Raw genomic sequence first — 15,990 nt, 5'->3', positions numbered from 1 at the left:
GTTACTGTTTTAGTATTTTGTATTTGACTTTTTATCTGTAACTATAGCTACCCCAGATGATGTTCCAAGCCTATTTACACCAAGGTTAATAAACTCCAAGGCTGTTTTTTCATCACGAATACCTCCAGAAGCTTTTATTTTAACACAGCCTTTACAAACACTTTTCATTAACTTTATGTCATGAATGCTAGCTCCTCTACTGCCAAATCCAGTTGAGGTTTTAATAAAGTCGGCTCCGCTTTGGATTGCGAGCTCACTGGCCTTAATAATCTCAATATCTTCCAAATAACAGGTTTCTAAAATTACCTTTAATATATGGTTTGGCATTGTTTTTTTAACAGCTTCAATATCTTTCCATACGCCATCAAAATCTTTGCTTTTAAGTAATCCAATGTTTAAAACCATATCAATTTCATCCGCACCATCTTTAATGGCGTTTTCAGCTTCAGCCACTTTGGCTATGGTGCTCATAGCTCCAAGAGGGAAGCCAATAACAGAGCAAACTTTAACAGGACTGCCTTTTAGTTGTTCTTTGGCAAGTGCTACGTAACCACTATTCACGCATACTGAAAAAAAATCATAGGTTTTTGCTTCTTCGCATAGCACTGTGATGTCTTCTTTAGAGGCTGTTGCTTTTAGTAGTGTATGATCTATAAATTTACTGAATGGGCTATTCATGGTTAGACTGTTTTATTAAAAACACCTCGCCTTTAGTCCAGCTTTTTAGAAACCATAAAGGAGGTCTCTCAAAGGTATTAACAAAAAGTAATATAAGCTATTTCTTGAGACCAAAAGAAAAAAATAGCCCTTGTCTTTTAGTTTAAAAAAAGAACCTAACGCATTGTTTTGTGCGACATAGACTTTGGCACGTCAATTTTAATATTAACATTTTTAGACTTTTCGATATACTGCTTGTAGATTCTACTATTTCGGATTTGACGAGAGTTACTAAAAGGGTTTATTGCTGTAAAACTTCCAATTCTATCAGCCCCTACTTCTAAATATTTTATGGCAGTATCAAAATCAGTAATGTCACCAGTGGCCTTAATTAAAGCTTTGTTTTTAACGGTTTTCTTAATGATTTTAATGGCAGTAAAAGTGGCGCCTCCTTTAGAAAATCCTGTTGAGGTTTCAATAAAATCTGCCTGACCATCTAAGCAGATTTCACAGGCTTTAATAATCTCATTTTTATTAAGCTCGGATATTTCAATAATAACCTTAAGCGATTTAGAACCAATGGAGAGTTTTACATCTGTAATATCCTTTAAGATTGCCACATAATTTCTACTTTTTAAATAGCCAAGATTAATAACCATGCTAATTTCTTCAGCACCATCTAACACAGCTTGTTTCGCTTCAAAAGCCTTTGATTTCGTTGTGGTAGCACCCAAAGGAAATCCAACCACAGTAGTTACCATAACATCAGATTTTACTAATAACTGTTTGGCAAGAGCTACATAGCAACTATTTACACAAACACTGTTGTAGTTATTTACCATAGCCTTTTCGCAAAGCACAATAATATCGTGTTCTGTGGTATTGGAATCTAGTAATGTAAAATCTATTTGTTTAGAGATATTCATTGAAATAGCAGGTTTTTAATGAGTTTTACGGTTTAATTAATGCAAAGTTTGGGGCTTTATATAACAGCTAATTTATTGATTTAAATTTACTAATTTGTGTTAAAAAAGCAATTTTAGATGAACTGTAAGTATAAGGTAACAACATAACAAGATATTAAACAAAATAGTATTTGTTTCATTTTATTTTTTTATTATTAGCTCCCGAATTTAGTTATACGCTATTGTTTGATAAATCACTTTTCTTGCTTCTGTCTTGTATAATTAAATTGATATTTGAACGGCCAATCTTTAAATTTGGAATAAAAAAAAGCAACAATCCACTCTTAGAGTATCATGTTGCTTTTCAACTAACCAACTAATTTATAGACTATTTATAACCTTAAATGTTACAAAAGTTTTCAAAAAATTTACACTTCCTTAGTAACTAAGTCGCTTTGATTTCTAAAAACTAACTTTTCATCAAAGGCATCCAATAAGATAATACTATCTGTAGTAACCTTACCAGCCAATATCTCTTTACTAAGCGCATTAAGTACCTCTTTTTGAATAACACGCTTAACCGGTCTAGCTCCATATTCTGGATTGTATCCTTTATCCGCTAGGTAGGATATAGCTTCTTGTGTGGCATCAAACGTAATACCTTGTTGAGCGATCATTTTTGTAATGCTCTTTAACTGAAGTCCAACAATATCAAGGATGTTATCCTTGCTAAGTGGAGTAAACATAACGGTATCATCAATTCTATTAAGGAATTCAGGTCTTACCGACTGCTTTAGTAATCCAAGAACATCGACTTTAGCAGCTTCAATGGCCGAGTCTATGTCTTTTGTGGCTTCAAAACGCTCTTGAATAATTTGACTTCCCATATTAGACGTCATAATTATAATAGTATTCTTAAAATCTGCAGTTCGTCCTTTGTTATCTGTTAAATGACCTTCATCAAGTACTTGTAATAGTATGTTAAAAGTATCGGGATGGGCTTTTTCTATTTCATCTAATAAAACAACAGAGTAAGGCTTGCGTCTAACAGCTTCTGTTAATTGCCCGCCTTCGTCATAACCAACATATCCAGGAGGCGCTCCAACCAATCTGCTTACTGCGTGTCGTTCTTGATATTCGCTCATGTCAATTCGTGTCATGGCGCTTTCATCGTCAAATAAATATTCTGCTAAGGCTTTAGCAAGTTCTGTTTTACCAACACCAGTTGTTCCTAAAAATAAAAACGTACCTATGGGTTTTTGCGGGTTTTGTAAACCTGCTCTACTTCGTCTTACAGCATCACTTACAGCTTCTATAGCCTCTTCTTGTCCAACAACACGTTTGTGTAGCTCATCTTCAAGTTTCAAGAGTTTTTCCCTTTCACTTTGAAGCATTTTTGTTACAGGAATTCCTGTCCACTTAGCAACAACTTCAGCGATATCATCATAAGTAACCTCTTCTTTTATCAAAGAATTTTCAGACTGTTCTTGAAGTTTTACTTGGTATGTTTCAAGTTGTTCTTGAGCTTCTTTTATCTTGCCATAGCGTAATTCAGCCACTTTACCATAATCCCCTTCGCGCTCTGCTTTTTCAGCTTCAAGCTTGAAGTTTTCAATATTTTGTTTAATGTTTTGAATATTGTCAACGACTTCTTTTTCACTTTTCCACTTGGCATTTATTTCATTACGTTGCTCTTTAAAATTTGCCAAGTCTGCTTTTAACGATTTTAACTTAGCTTCATCTTTCTCTCTTTTAATGGCTTCAATTTCAATTTCTAGTTGCATTATTTTTCTATCTAATACATCTAGTTCCTCTGGCTTAGAGTTTATTTCCATACGCATTTTTGATGCCGCCTCGTCCATTAAGTCAATAGCTTTATCGGGTAAAAAACGATTGGTAATATACCGTTGAGATAACTCTACCGCTCCAATAATAGCGTCGTCTTTAATACGTACCTTGTGATGTGTTTCATATTTTTCCTTGATTCCTCTTAAGATCGAAATCGCACTTTCGGTATCTGGTTCGTCTACCAAAACCTTTTGAAAACGACGTTCTAGCGCTTTGTCTTTTTCAAAGTATTTTTGGTACTCATCAAGTGTAGTCGCTCCAACGGCACGTAGTTCGCCTCTTGCTAAAGCTGGTTTTAAAATATTAGCAGCATCCATAGCGCCTTGTCCACCGCCAGCACCCACTAGTGTGTGTATTTCATCAATAAAAAGGACGATATCGCCGTCGCTAGTGGTAACTTCTTTAATTACCGATTTAAGACGCTCCTCAAACTCACCTTTATATTTAGCTCCTGCTATAAGGGCCCCCATATCAAGTGCAAAAATCTGCTTGTCTTTTAGGTTTTCAGGAATATCACCATCTACAATTCTATGTGCAAGCCCTTCTGCAATAGCGGTTTTTCCGGTACCTGGTTCCCCTACAAGAATAGGGTTGTTTTTGGTTCTACGAGATAATATTTGAAGAATACGTCGTATTTCTTCGTCTCTACCAATTACAGGGTCTAACTTACCATCTTTTGCTAGTTGATTTAAGTTCTTAGCGTATTTTGATAAGGCATTATAAGTTTCTTCTTGGCTTTGAGAGGTTACTTTTTCGCCTTTACGCAATTCATCAATAGCCGCTGTTAACCCTTTTTCTGTAACACCTTGATCTTTTAACATTTGGGCAATTTTACTTTTTGATTTAAAAATGGCCAATATTAAATGTTCGATAGAGACAAAGTCATCATTCATTCTTTTAGCAATGATGGCGGCTTCATTTAAAGATTTACCAGCTTCTCTAGAAAGCATAAGTTCGGTTCCAGATACTTTTGAAAAACTTTCTAACTGCTTATCTAAAGCTTGTTCTAAAATATTTACATTGACATGCAGTTTTTTCAGTATAAAGGGCAAAACATTTTCGTCAACATTAAAAACGCCTTTAAAAAGGTGTTCGTTTTCAATTTGTTGATGGCCAAAGCCTTGCGCAAGCTGTTGTGCTTGCTGTATGGCTTCCTGTGATTTAATTGTATAATTGTTTAGATTCATATTCAATTTTTATTTTTCCGATATTACGGGTGTTTCTTTTTGTTTACATCAAGAAGAAGTCAACAATCTTACCAATCCATTTGCTAAGACAAAATGTCTGTTTTATTTTGTTTTAGGATGACGTTTTGTCTGTTTGTAAGATTTAATATATTTGGCGACTTAAAGCATTGAAAATAAAACTTAATAGCATCAATGGGATTAATCAATAAATTATTTGGAGGTTCATCGGAACCAAAAGAAGAAAAAGTTCTGCCTTGGATTGAATTGTCTAGTTTAGAACAATTGGATGTAATTAAAGAAAAATCTAAAAGTAAAACACAGGTTATATTCAAGCACTCAACCCGATGTGGCATTAGTAGAATGGTAATGAATCAGTTTATTGATGCGTATCAATTTAAAGAAAGCGATTTGGACTTATATTATCTGGACTTATTAAGCTATCGCGACGTATCGAATGAGGTTGGCTATAGATTTCAAGTGATGCACGAATCGCCTCAAATTATTATTGTTAGGCAAGGAGAAGCCGTTGCTCATGCTTCTCACGGAGGTATCAACGACATTGATTTATCTGAGTATATGTAATGTTTTAAGACGTTAATTTTTCCTTAAAAGTTTAATTTTGGCTTATAATAAGTATAACATATTTGTAAATTTGGAGCTTTTATAATTTCAAATATGTCGATATGAGACGCTATGTACTTTTATTTTTATGTGTTTTTGTTGTTTTTTCATGTAAAAATGAAACAAAAAAAGAAAAAGCAATTAAGAATGAAGATCAAGTAGCTCTAACGGAATTACTTCAAAACTACTATGATGACGGTTTGGCTTTCAATGTAATGAAAGCTACAAATGCTGGAAATTCAAAATATAACGATCAATTTCCAAATACCTTATCACTCGATTTTAAAACAAAAAAGCGGGCCTATTATGAAAAATATAGGGACGCGCTAGATTCAATTGATGATAGCTCGCTATCAGATACCGAAAAGTTAAGTAAAGCGGTGTTAATGTGGGATATAGATATCAATTTGGAGGCAATGAATTTTAAGAAAGATTTGATGCCCATTGACCAAATGTGGTCAACAAACTTAAATTTCAATGGTTATGCCAGTGGGGAAAAGGCGCAGCCTTTTAACACCGTAGACGATTACAAGAATTGGTTAAAACGTGTTGATGATTATTTAATTTGGCTAGATGCAGCCAAAAAGAATATGAAAGAAGGCATAAAGACGGGTTACGTGTTACCGAAACCTTTAATACTGAAGGTAATTCCTCAGTTTGCGATGTTAGCCTCTGGTCCCGCAGAAGCTCATTTATACTATACGCCCGTATTTAGTATACCAGAGTCTTTTGGTGAGGAGAATAGGGAAAAACTAGTTGAAGCCTATACAGATATGGTGGTTAATAAAGTTATACCTGCGCATCAAGATATGGTTGAGTTTTTAGAACATGATTATTTGCCAAATGGAAGGACAACTCACGGTATTGGTGATACGCCTTTAGGAGCCGCTTACTATGCGCATCAAATTAAAAAACACACCACAACAGAGTTAACAGCAGAAGAGATTCATGCTATTGGACTTCAGGAAGTTGAGCGTTTGCGAAATGAAATGCAAGGGGTTATGCAAACTGTTGGTTTTGAAGGTGATTTGAATGCTTTTTTCGATTTTGTAAGATCAAATAAAGACCTCATGCCTTTTACCGAACGCGCTCAAGTTATTGCATATTATGATAGTATTTATCAGGTAATAAAGCCACAAGTTGATAAGCTATTTGGAAAACAGCCTAAAACCGGGTTTGAGGTAAGAAGAACAGAACCTTTTAGGGAAAAGTCTGCGGCAGCAAACTACAGTAGCGGTTCTTTAGACGGTAAGAGGCCGGGTATTTTTTACACGCCAATTCCAGATGTTGCTACTTATAATGTTTTTGATAAAGAGGATTTATTTTTACATGAGGCCATACCTGGACATCATTTTCAAATTTCTTTGGCTCGAGAAAATGATGACTTGCCTTACTTTAGAAAAACACTTTCTTATAGTGCTTTTACTGAAGGCTGGGCTCTTTACGCAGAATCTTTGGGTAAAGAACTAGGCCTGTATAAAGACCCGTACCAATATTTTGGGATGCTAGGGGCAGAAATGCATAGAGCAATTAGATTAGTCGTCGATACAGGTATTCATGCCAAAGGGTGGACAAGAGAGCAGGCTATTCAATATTCACTTGAAAATGAGGCCAAGTCTAGGTCGAAAATTGAAAGTGAAATTGAACGCTATATGGCAAATCCAGGGCAGGCGTTATCCTATAAAATTGGACAGTTAAAAATGCTTGAATTAAGGAAACGAGCGGAAGATAAACTTGGTAATGCTTTTGATATTAAAGCCTTTCATGATTTGATTCTTGAAACAGGAAGTGTGCCTTTACACTTACTAGAACAGAAAGTTGATAATTGGATAGCAACGACTATGTAAGCATAGTTTATAATAATTATTCAAAATTTTCGGGAATAGTTGTTTATTTGTGTTGTTTTAAGCGTTTTATGCAACATTTTACAACCTCTTGTTTTCATCCTTTAAAACCTAGTACAATTGAAGGTTTACCTAGAAAGTTTACGTTTCCGTTTTACTATGAGCCGCATCCATTGAGTCTTTTGGCGGCTCAGGATTTACAAGAGTATCTTTCTATTCAACGTGATTTTGAACATAATTTCGGGTTAAAAAGTGAGAAACAGGGAACACCAATAGGTAAAATGTTTGGTGTCATGGTTGTTAAAAATAGAAATCAAGAATTAGGGTATCTGGCGGCTTTTTCGGGAAAACTTGCAGAAAGTAATGCGATTAATGGGTTTGTACCTCCAATATACGACACCTTAAATGAACAAGGGTTTTATAAAAGGGGAGAAGCTAAGCTTAATGATCTAACCCATCAAATTAAAATTTTAGAGGAAGACAAGGCTTTGGAAGCTGCTCATTTAGCTCTAAATAAAGCCATAAAAGAGTCAGAATTAGAATTGAAGTCCTTTAAAACGCTTTTAAAACAGAAGAAAAAGGCTAGACATTTGCTTCGAAAGGAACTTTTGGGGCAAGAGAATGAAAAAACAAAAAACCTTTTAGAAAATCTTAAAAATGAGAGCATTTATTTTAATTTTAGATTAAGAGATTTAAAGCTGAAATGGGATAGCCAAATAGAAAAAGCTAGAACTCATCTAGAATACATACTTAAACCCATTAATGAGCTTAAATCTGAACGTGCTCATTTGTCTACTACCTTACAAAAACAATTGCATGAAAAGTATAATTTTCTAAACGCGAACGGTGAGTTGAAAAACTTAGTTTCTATTTTTGAAGCTACTACATCGCCCATACCACCAGCTGCAGCTGGAGAATGTGCGGCTCCTAAATTATTTCAATATGCTTACAGGAATAATTTAACTCCAGTGTCTATGGCCGAGTTTTGGTGGGGGGACTCCCCAAAATCAGAAGTGAGAAAACATAAGCAGTTTTATCCTTCGTGCCGAAGTAAATGCGAACCTATTTTAGGACACATGATGCAAGGCCTGTTGGTGGACGATAATCCTATTGGTGTTATTCCAAAGCACGAAGATCCTCTTGATATTGTTTATGAAGATCAGCATTTGCTTTTGGTAAATAAGCCACATCATTTTCTCTCGGTACCTGGAAAACAAATCAAAGAATCTGTCTTAACAAAAATGAAAGCCTATTTACCAGATGCGCAAGGTCCGTTGCTTGTTCATCGCTTAGATATGTCTACTTCTGGTTTATTGTTGGTAGCAAAGAGTATGCGGGTGCACAAGTATTTACAAAAACAATTTATTAATAGACTTGTAAAAAAAAGATATGTGGCGGTATTAGAGGGCGTACTTTCTAAAAAATCGGGCAGTGTTGAATTGCCTTTGCGCGTCGATTTAGATAACCGACCAAACCAGCTAGTATGCTATAAACATGGAAAACATGCCAAAACAAAGTATGAAGTAGTTTCGATTGAAGGTGGTAGAACACGCGTACATTTTTACCCTATAACAGGAAGAACACATCAGTTAAGAGTACATGCAGCTCATGTAGATGGTTTAAATATGCCCATTGTTGGTGACGACCTATATGGAACAAAGGCTAATAGATTGCATCTTCATGCGGAGTTTATTAGTTTTATGCATCCCATAACAAAACAGGTGCTTGAGGTATCAGCGCCTGTTCCATTTTAACATGAATAAAAGCCTTCAATTAGAAGGCTTTTATTTATCTATTAGCGGTGTACGAATTAATAATGTTTTTTAATTGAAGTTTTAAATCTTCGCCAGTATCATATACCATTTGTTCATTATTTGGAAATGGTACTCTCCTGTGCTCTAAGAAATCAATATCTCTTGGTAGTAGGGCACGTCGGTCTCCTTGGGAAGTAGCGTATATATACTCGAATACAAATTGACTGTCGATAGGAAATTTGTTCAATATTTGTTGCGATCTTAAGTCTTTATAAACAACGTCTCCAATAACTTGCGATGTTTTTGTCTGAATAGTTTCAAAATAGCGACATTGTACCGTCACTAATTTGTCGACTTTAATATCATTTCCTAAACTATCTTTGGCCACATTCCCAGAACTGTCTAACACATATTGCCACCCATCAACAATCTCTTTTTCTCTTACAAACTCACGTTCTTTTATTTGTTCAGGTGAAATATTGATTTGTTTTAGGTTTAGTTGTAGAGCATAGTCGTATGGTAAATCAGAAACCCTGTTAACGTGATAGGTACTCCAAAATTTGTTAAGACCATAAGTGTCTAAGCTAAGTAAATCATCTTCTAAGCGCTCCGGAATTACTTGCTCTGTTTCGTTGTTTATAGATACCAAAATATAATCCATTCCACGTTGATGTGCTTCGGCAAGTAGTTCTGGGGTGTTTTCATAGTTAGGATTAATTTGTTGTAAGTAATCTAAGGTATTATAAGCATCTCGAATGGCTTGCTTATCATCGTTTTCAAGTAAGGCTAAACCTTTCTCGTAGAGATAGTCAGAGGCTTCATTTCGGGCATTTAAATAGTCGTCTGTGTAGTTTTCGAAATGAAAACTAACCTTTCTGCCGTTTAAATAAAGAGGTAGAATTGGTTTGATTTTTTCCTGTCTTCGATTCAGTCCCGAATACAATTCATAAACTTCAGTAAGCGTTTCCGGGTTATTATCTTTTTTTAGGTGATTTATAGTCCCTAAATCACGATTTACAGCTTTCTTGTAAGCCTCTTGAAGCATGGCTACATAGTCTGCATTACGTTTTTTGTCCTTATTCGTTCTAAGTTTTCTTAGCGCTGTATTGATGGCTTGGTCATAGTTACCCGTATTAACGGCTTTTTCAACCTGCTTTCGGGTACTACAAGCTAGAAACACAGTAACAATGGAGAAAAGTATTAATTTTTTCATAGGTTAATGTTTTGGTATTGGTAAGAACCAATTCAATAGTGATGCCAAAATACAAAACATATAGACTAAAAGCTAATTAATCCGATAAAATGAAGTAAATATCAATAAATTGTAGTATTAAAACTACTTTTTGTATACAGGAAGCAACTTTGTAGAAACCTCTCCAAAGCCAATTCTAGTGCCATCCTTTTCACAATGTCCTCTCATAATAACCGTATCGTGGTCGTTTATAAACGTTCTTTCACTGCCATCTTTCATCTTTAAAGGTTTGTCCCCCTTCCAGGTCAATTCAAGCATAGAACCATAGCTGTCTTCGGTAGGGCCAGAAATAGTACCACTGCCCATCATATCCCCCGAATTTACAGGGCACCCATTAATTGTGTGATGTGCCAATTGCTGTACCATATTCCAATACATGTATTTAAAATTAGATTTGCTAACCACTGTTTCTTTGGCGCCCTTTGGTTGTATGGCGACCTCCAATTGAATATCGTAGCTTTTTTTGCCTTTGTATTTGAGGTATTCAAGTTGTGGTTTAAGGGCTTTAGGGCCTTCAATGCGATAAGGCTCCAAGGCGTCCAGAGTTACAATCCAAGGAGAAATAGACGACGCGAAATTCTTAGCTAAAAAAGGACCTAAAGGCACATACTCCCATTTTTGAATATCGCGAGCACTCCAATCGTTTAATAGCACGAGTCCAAAAATATACTCTTCGGCTTCTTCAATAGGAATTGGTTCTCCTAAATCATTGGCATCTGTTGTAATAAAGGCCATTTCTAATTCGAAGTCTACTAGTTTGCTTGGCCCAAATACGGGGGTCTCCGCTCCGCTAGGTAAGGTTTGTCCTTGAGGACGATGCACTGGAATTCCAGAGGGCACAATAGATGAGCTTCGACCATGATAGCCAACAGGAATGTGTAACCAATTTGGTAATAAGGCGTTCTCAGGATCTCTAAACATGGTACCTACGTTTGTAGCATGTTCAATGCTCGAATAAAAATCTGTATAATCACCTATATGAACAGGTAACTGCATTTCTATTTCATCAAGACGAAATAAGATGGTTTCTTTATGTTTGGTATTGTTTTTTAACGTATTGTTCTCTGCGTCAAAAACCTCCGCAATTCTATTCCTTACAGCACGCCAAGTTTGTCTTCCGTCGGCTATAAAATCATTTAGGGAATCTTGAAGGAAAATATCATCAGTAAGCGGAATACCTTCAAAGTATCCCAATTGATGTAAGGCGCCTAAATCAATGGCCGTATCACCAATTCGGGTTCCAATAGTAATAATGTCGTCTCTCGTCAAAAAGACCCCAAATGGTATGTTTTGAATGGGAAAATCAGAATTTTTATCTACGTGCAACCAAGAGGTTCTATCTGGATTATTAGCTGATAATGGCATGACTTGAATTTTTATTAGTGGATTCTCATCAAACCTACACATTTTTTTTATTTTAATTGAAAAAATTGAATAAAATCTAGATTAACAATAACCGTTAATAAATCAGTTAAAAACTTCATTCTAATTCCATCAATTTTCATGATTATAACTGAGGTATTTAGTATTTTTGCCGAATATTTAAAAAGAACTGATTTATATGCAACGCGACGAACAAATTTTTGAACTAATTCAAGCTGAAAAAGAACGCCAACTTCACGGTATAGAACTTATCGCATCAGAGAATTTTGTTAGCCCACAGGTTATGGAGGCAGCAGGCTCTGTATTAACCAATAAATATGCTGAGGGTTACCCAGGTAAACGCTATTATGGTGGGTGCGAAGTGGTTGATGAAGTTGAGCAAATAGCCATTGATAGAGCAAAAACATTATTTGGTGCGGCGTATGTTAATGTTCAACCTCATTCAGGGAGTCAAGCAAATACCGCAGTATATCATGCGTGTTTAAAACCTGGAGATAAGATTTTAGGTTTTGATTTGTCTCATGGCGGGCATTTAACACATGGTTCTCCAGTAAACTTTTCAGGTAAACTTTATAACCCAGTATTTTATGGGGTAGAGCAGGAGACAGGTGTTTTAAATTATGATAAAATTCAGGAGATTGCCACGGCAGAGCAACCAAAGTTGATTATTGCCGGTGCGTCTGCTTATTCCAGAGATATAGATTTTAAACGTTTTAGAACTATTGCAGACAGCGTTGGGGCTATTTTATTGGCTGATATTTCTCATCCGGCTGGTATGATTGCTAAAGGCATTTTAAACGACCCATTACCACATTGTCATATTGTTACAACGACTACTCATAAAACCTTAAGAGGACCTAGAGGCGGTATGATTATGATGGGTAAAGATTTTGAAAACCCATTTGGCATCAAATTAAAAAATGGGAACTTGCGTAAAATGTCATCCTTATTAGACTCAGCAGTTTTTCCTGGTAATCAAGGAGGACCTTTAGAACATATTATCGCGGCGAAAGCGATTGCCTTTGGAGAAGCTCTAACAGATGCGTTTTTACACTATCAGTTGCAAGTAAAGCAAAATGCGGCTGCCATGGCGGAAGCCCTAGTTGCTAAAGGCTACAACATTATTTCTGGAGGCACAGATAATCACTGTATGCTAATTGATTTACGGAATAAAGATTTGTCTGGTAAAGATGCCGAGCAAGCGCTTGTAAAAGCTGATATTACTGTAAATAAAAACATGGTGCCTTTTGATGACAAGTCGCCATTTGTAACGTCAGGTATTCGTTTAGGTGTTGCCGCCGTAACTACAAGAGGCTTGAAAGAAACAGATATGGTTTCTATTGTTGAGCTTATTGATGAAGTTATTACCAATTTTGAGGATGACGCTACGCTTGATGCGGTAAAAGATAAAGTAAATGCTATGATGAAAGATAAGCCTTTATTTGTATAGTTTGGACTTATACTGGAATCGTATTTTCATAATTAATAATAGAAGTCCTGTGTAACAACAGGACTTTTTATTTTCTGCAATGTCCATCAACCTCGTTGACTTAGCATACTTCTTTTGTTTTGACCTGCATGTGGGGTTTGCCCAAATCGAGCTGTTGATTGATTAGATATAGTTATAAATTGATTGCATCTCAAATTAAGAAGTCATTGAAAGCAGAGCATTCAAAGTGTTCTTATTCATGTGTATAGATGCATTAGGAGGATGTCTTCCAAGGAACTATGAGGGTCAAAGCTATTATATTCCTCTCTTAAATAAATTTAGTTTTTCCAGAGCACTTTGACATGCACTATTCACAATTTCCCCTTACCATATAAATACTTTAGGTGCCCATTAATTTCCGCGTCGTCTTACTATCAATAGTTTCAAAAGAAGAAAGAACAGAAAGAATTATAAGCCACTCGAATACCTCAAAATGAGTGTTTTGGATGTGTTAATTGAAAGCTTGATTCTTTAAAACTAGGGAATTGTGAAACAATCGCTTCGTAGGCCTCATCCTGATACCCAATGCTTGCCATACGAAATGCTGGAGCCAGAATCTCTGGTAGAAAGGGAACAACCTGCTTGTAGTGCCAGACTCTAGGAGGCGTTCCTTCGGGTACTTTCTCGATATAGGGTCGAAGGAATTCCAGAGCTTGCCGAATGCTCCGCCCATCTGTCGTCTCGAATTTCCAAAGGTCTATCCCAAGCCACTCACCGAGAGTCGCTAGCTCAGTAAGTCCCGTTACATTCATTTCGGAGTAGTTAAACGACTTGGTACGGCGCAGTTCCATTGGCTGTGCACCATCTGGTTCTATTTGGCGAGCGATGCGGTTTTCTTTTACCGACTCAAGTCTTTCATGTGCAAGGTTGTGCTTGCCCAAAGCGAGAGCTAAGCGCACGACTCTTACATCGAACATAGTACCGTGGTTTTGTCGCATCTGAATCTCTTCTCGACCATATTCGCTATTTATAAACCAATCCAAAAATTCTGTTATCCATATATCTAATGCCGTCCGATCGGTTTCGCTCCAATGCTTAGATCCTTCTAATAGACCCGCCGCGTCCAACGCTTTTACTATGCCGCCTGCTTCGATCATTCCAATATACCGTCCTTGGTTTCTACCTGGTACAGCCTGTGCATACTTGAGGTGCGGATTCATTCGTGTCGCAGAATCGATAAACCAAACCCGCAGACATCGGGCTGCATGTGCCGCATAAGATTCTTTCTCTGTAAAATAATAGGCAAGGGCGAGGGATTCGACCAAGTGGCCTATTTCCTGACCACGTGAATAATCTGCAAAATCGGGGTTTCGGGATTCTGGATTAATTATGCCGTCTTTTGGCAGGTAGGGTAGACCGTTTAACTTCGAAGGGTCGGGCCACAGGTAAGGAGCTTGAGTGTAGTAGTCGTTCAGATTCCCAGAAACTGGATGTCGTTTTTTGTCAGTCACCGTTGGGGGTTCCGTCTCTAGTGCTTCATCTGCAACTTTTAAAAGGGTTTTGTAGGCTGGCATAAGCGAGGTCTCACCTAAGGCAATGCTTTGTTTTACCCTTGGCAAGGCGCCACGTCTTGCACCGAAGTAGCGCGGACTCTCTTTCATAGCCAAAGCCGTGGTGTTTAACTCATTTTCTTCAAAGCCAGCTTGTGCTAAAACAATTGGGTTCACCACTAAAAATAGGATTCCAAATAGGGAAAAACGAGATAGTTTAACTATACGTATCATTTTGTCACTGCTGGTTTTGATTCCATTAATTCACATCGTGTACCGTCTAGATCGTGTACATTACACACCCAACGGTTGTTTCGGGCAATCAAGGGCTCGTAGCGTTCAAGATCGGGTAAGGCATTAAACAGCATATCGCGATGCGCTTTTTTAATATCATCAGTCAAAAGGCACATATGATGCATTGTTCCCATTTGCCTCCGACTAAGCTTTATATCGTTTATAAGAATATACTCAATGTAGTCACCGCTATCTCCGGGTAACTGCATATTCACCCAAGCATCTGGACCACCATCTTGGCGTGATCCTCGCCAAATCTCCTGAAATCCTAGGGCATCTCGATATAGTTTGTTGGCCGCCGCTTCGTTCGTAATTGTGACACCCACGTGTAGCAAACGATCGGAAACGCGTCTCGACCCTAGATGCTTACCTTTTGCTAGCGTTTGCTTGGAATCTGAAGTATATTCAACGAAAATAAGGTTATGCCCGTCTGGATCTACAATACCGGTAGCCAAGGTGCCATCTGACTTTATTTCCATGGGTGTTGGATCGAGGCCTCTTTCTTGGAGCATAGCGATGGTAGTTTCGATATCTGAAACTTGAAATGCTATTTCTACTAACCGATTGTCATCTGTCCCCTCAGGTTTTGAGACCAACTTTACGAACTGGTTGTCGTTGATTTTTAAATACCATGCCTCTTGGTCTTCATAAGATGTAAAGGCGAATTCGAATCCGTAGAAAGCCGTATAAAAGGCACGCGATTGCTCTAAGCTTGATACCTGAAATGCCACATGGGCTATTCCTAATATAGGAAGCACCTTTTTAGCTTTCTTTCCCATGGACAGACAAGATAGTGCCAGGACTAAAAGAAGTATTTTCTTCATATGTTTTGCGTTTACAGCGAAATTGAAAATTTTCATGACTACGTTAAGATACTAAATATTATGAGATCTTTAATGAAGATATAGTTATTTGCATTGGTTTTCTTGGTTTTTTATAAAGTTTAACCACGATAAATTCGTAGACAACATTTTTCTTATAAAACATGAGGGCAATAAGATTAGTGAGGTCACCTATTCAGAAGATAAACGAATTGAGAATGAGAAATTAAAGGGGATAGGCTACAATTTGAAGAGGCAATTACTTCCATTTCTGTGTTAAAGGTAGTTGTGAAGACATTTTGGTTAACTCTAAAACCAAACTTAATCCTTCGGTTGGTATATGAAACGCAGGCTAGTCTTCAGATATATATACAGATTGATTCGGGCAATAGAAATATTTTGATTTTATCGTTTTTTTCGAATATCACGTTTATGTTTGATGACT

11 protein-coding genes are annotated in these 15,990 nt (G+C 36.8%); 4 read left to right on the top strand and 7 right to left on the bottom strand.

Translation table 11 applies throughout. The annotated features are described in order from the left end of the window. Nucleotides 1-9: 9 nt before the first annotated feature. The 3 genes from deoC (E5D58_RS07720) to clpB form a co-directional block, all read right to left on the bottom strand. Nucleotides 10-678 (bottom strand): deoxyribose-phosphate aldolase, encoded by a 669-nt coding sequence (gene deoC, locus E5D58_RS07720; RefSeq protein WP_136481276.1) that lies wholly within the window; start codon nt 676-678, stop codon nt 10-12. Nucleotides 679-833: 155 nt separating this feature from the next. Next, complete coding sequence (gene deoC / locus E5D58_RS07715) at nt 834-1,583, bottom strand: deoxyribose-phosphate aldolase (protein ID WP_136481275.1); 750 nt, start codon at nt 1,581-1,583, stop codon at nt 834-836. Between the two features lie 407 nt (nt 1,584-1,990). Further along, nucleotides 1,991-4,597, bottom strand: coding sequence for an ATP-dependent chaperone ClpB (gene clpB, locus E5D58_RS07710; RefSeq protein ID WP_136481274.1), 2,607 nt, complete (start codon nt 4,595-4,597; stop codon nt 1,991-1,993). Nucleotides 4,598-4,789: 192 nt separating this feature from the next. On the opposite strand from clpB, the gene ytxJ reads away from it, so the two are divergent. From ytxJ to E5D58_RS07695, 3 genes are all read left to right on the top strand, one after another. Beyond that, nucleotides 4,790-5,179, top strand: coding sequence for a bacillithiol system redox-active protein YtxJ (gene ytxJ, locus E5D58_RS07705; RefSeq protein ID WP_136481273.1), 390 nt, complete (start codon nt 4,790-4,792; stop codon nt 5,177-5,179). A gap of 101 nt (nt 5,180-5,280) precedes the next feature. Next, the gene (locus E5D58_RS07700) at nt 5,281-7,065 is read left to right on the top strand and encodes a DUF885 domain-containing protein (RefSeq protein WP_136481272.1); all 1,785 of its coding nucleotides are present in this window, start codon (nt 5,281-5,283) and stop codon (nt 7,063-7,065) included. Nucleotides 7,066-7,133: 68 nt separating this feature from the next. Further along, on the top strand, nt 7,134-8,816 hold the full coding sequence (locus E5D58_RS07695) for an RluA family pseudouridine synthase (RefSeq protein ID WP_136481271.1): 1,683 nt from the start codon (nt 7,134-7,136) through the stop codon (nt 8,814-8,816). Nucleotides 8,817-8,850: 34 nt separating this feature from the next. On the opposite strand, the gene E5D58_RS07690 is transcribed toward E5D58_RS07695, so the two are convergent. Further along, nucleotides 8,851-10,029 carry a hypothetical protein gene (locus E5D58_RS07690; protein WP_136481270.1) on the bottom strand — a complete coding sequence of 393 codons (1,179 nt, stop codon included), beginning with the start codon at nt 10,027-10,029 and terminating at the stop codon, nt 8,851-8,853. A gap of 123 nt (nt 10,030-10,152) precedes the next feature. Then, on the bottom strand, nt 10,153-11,433 hold the full coding sequence (fahA, locus tag E5D58_RS07685; RefSeq protein WP_136481269.1) for a fumarylacetoacetase: 1,281 nt from the start codon (nt 11,431-11,433) through the stop codon (nt 10,153-10,155). 196 nt (nt 11,434-11,629) lie between these two features. Here fahA and glyA point away from each other — a divergent pair, with 196 nt between their 5' ends. Continuing rightward, on the top strand, nt 11,630-12,901 hold the full coding sequence (gene glyA / locus E5D58_RS07680; protein ID WP_136481268.1) for a serine hydroxymethyltransferase: 1,272 nt from the start codon (nt 11,630-11,632) through the stop codon (nt 12,899-12,901). A gap of 467 nt (nt 12,902-13,368) precedes the next feature. Here glyA and E5D58_RS07675 read toward each other — a convergent pair whose 3' ends face one another. Together E5D58_RS07675 and E5D58_RS07670 are read right to left on the bottom strand one after the other, a co-directional pair. Further along, entirely contained in the window at nt 13,369-14,664 is a 1,296-nt protein-coding gene (locus E5D58_RS07675) for an alginate lyase family protein (RefSeq protein ID WP_136481267.1), read from the bottom strand. Continuing rightward, nucleotides 14,661-15,503: a VOC family protein gene (locus tag E5D58_RS07670; protein ID WP_136481266.1), complete on the bottom strand. Its 843-nt coding sequence runs from the start codon at nt 15,501-15,503 to the stop codon at nt 14,661-14,663. Before E5D58_RS07670 ends, E5D58_RS07675 begins: the two co-directional genes overlap by 4 nt. Between the last annotated feature and the right edge of the window lie 487 nt (nt 15,504-15,990).

Source organism: Cognatitamlana onchidii (genome assembly GCF_004804355.1).
In the GTDB taxonomy this organism is placed as follows: domain Bacteria; phylum Bacteroidota; class Bacteroidia; order Flavobacteriales; family Flavobacteriaceae; genus Cognatitamlana; species Cognatitamlana onchidii.
The sequence above is the reverse complement of the archived record's forward strand: the minus strand, read 5'-3'. Positions and strand labels throughout refer to the sequence as shown.

Bases quoted from the DNA above. Each gene is read 5' to 3' on its own strand.
- deoC (WP_136481276.1), bottom strand. From the start codon at position 678: ATGAATAGCCCATTCAGTAAATTTATAGATCATACACTACTAAAAGCA.
- deoC (WP_136481275.1), bottom strand. From the start codon at position 1,583: ATGAATATCTCTAAACAAATAGATTTTACATTACTAGATTCCAATACC.
- clpB (WP_136481274.1), bottom strand. From the start codon at position 4,597: ATGAATCTAAACAATTATACAATTAAATCACAGGAAGCCATACAGCAA.
- ytxJ (WP_136481273.1), top strand. From the start codon at position 4,790: ATGGGATTAATCAATAAATTATTTGGAGGTTCATCGGAACCAAAAGAA.
- E5D58_RS07700 (WP_136481272.1), top strand. From the start codon at position 5,281: ATGAGACGCTATGTACTTTTATTTTTATGTGTTTTTGTTGTTTTTTCA.
- E5D58_RS07695 (WP_136481271.1), top strand. From the start codon at position 7,134: ATGCAACATTTTACAACCTCTTGTTTTCATCCTTTAAAACCTAGTACA.
- E5D58_RS07690 (WP_136481270.1), bottom strand. From the start codon at position 10,029: ATGAAAAAATTAATACTTTTCTCCATTGTTACTGTGTTTCTAGCTTGT.
- fahA (WP_136481269.1), bottom strand. From the start codon at position 11,433: ATGCCATTATCAGCTAATAATCCAGATAGAACCTCTTGGTTGCACGTA.
- glyA (WP_136481268.1), top strand. From the start codon at position 11,630: ATGCAACGCGACGAACAAATTTTTGAACTAATTCAAGCTGAAAAAGAA.
- E5D58_RS07675 (WP_136481267.1), bottom strand. From the start codon at position 14,664: ATGATACGTATAGTTAAACTATCTCGTTTTTCCCTATTTGGAATCCTA.
- E5D58_RS07670 (WP_136481266.1), bottom strand. From the start codon at position 15,503: ATGGGAAAGAAAGCTAAAAAGGTGCTTCCTATATTAGGAATAGCCCAT.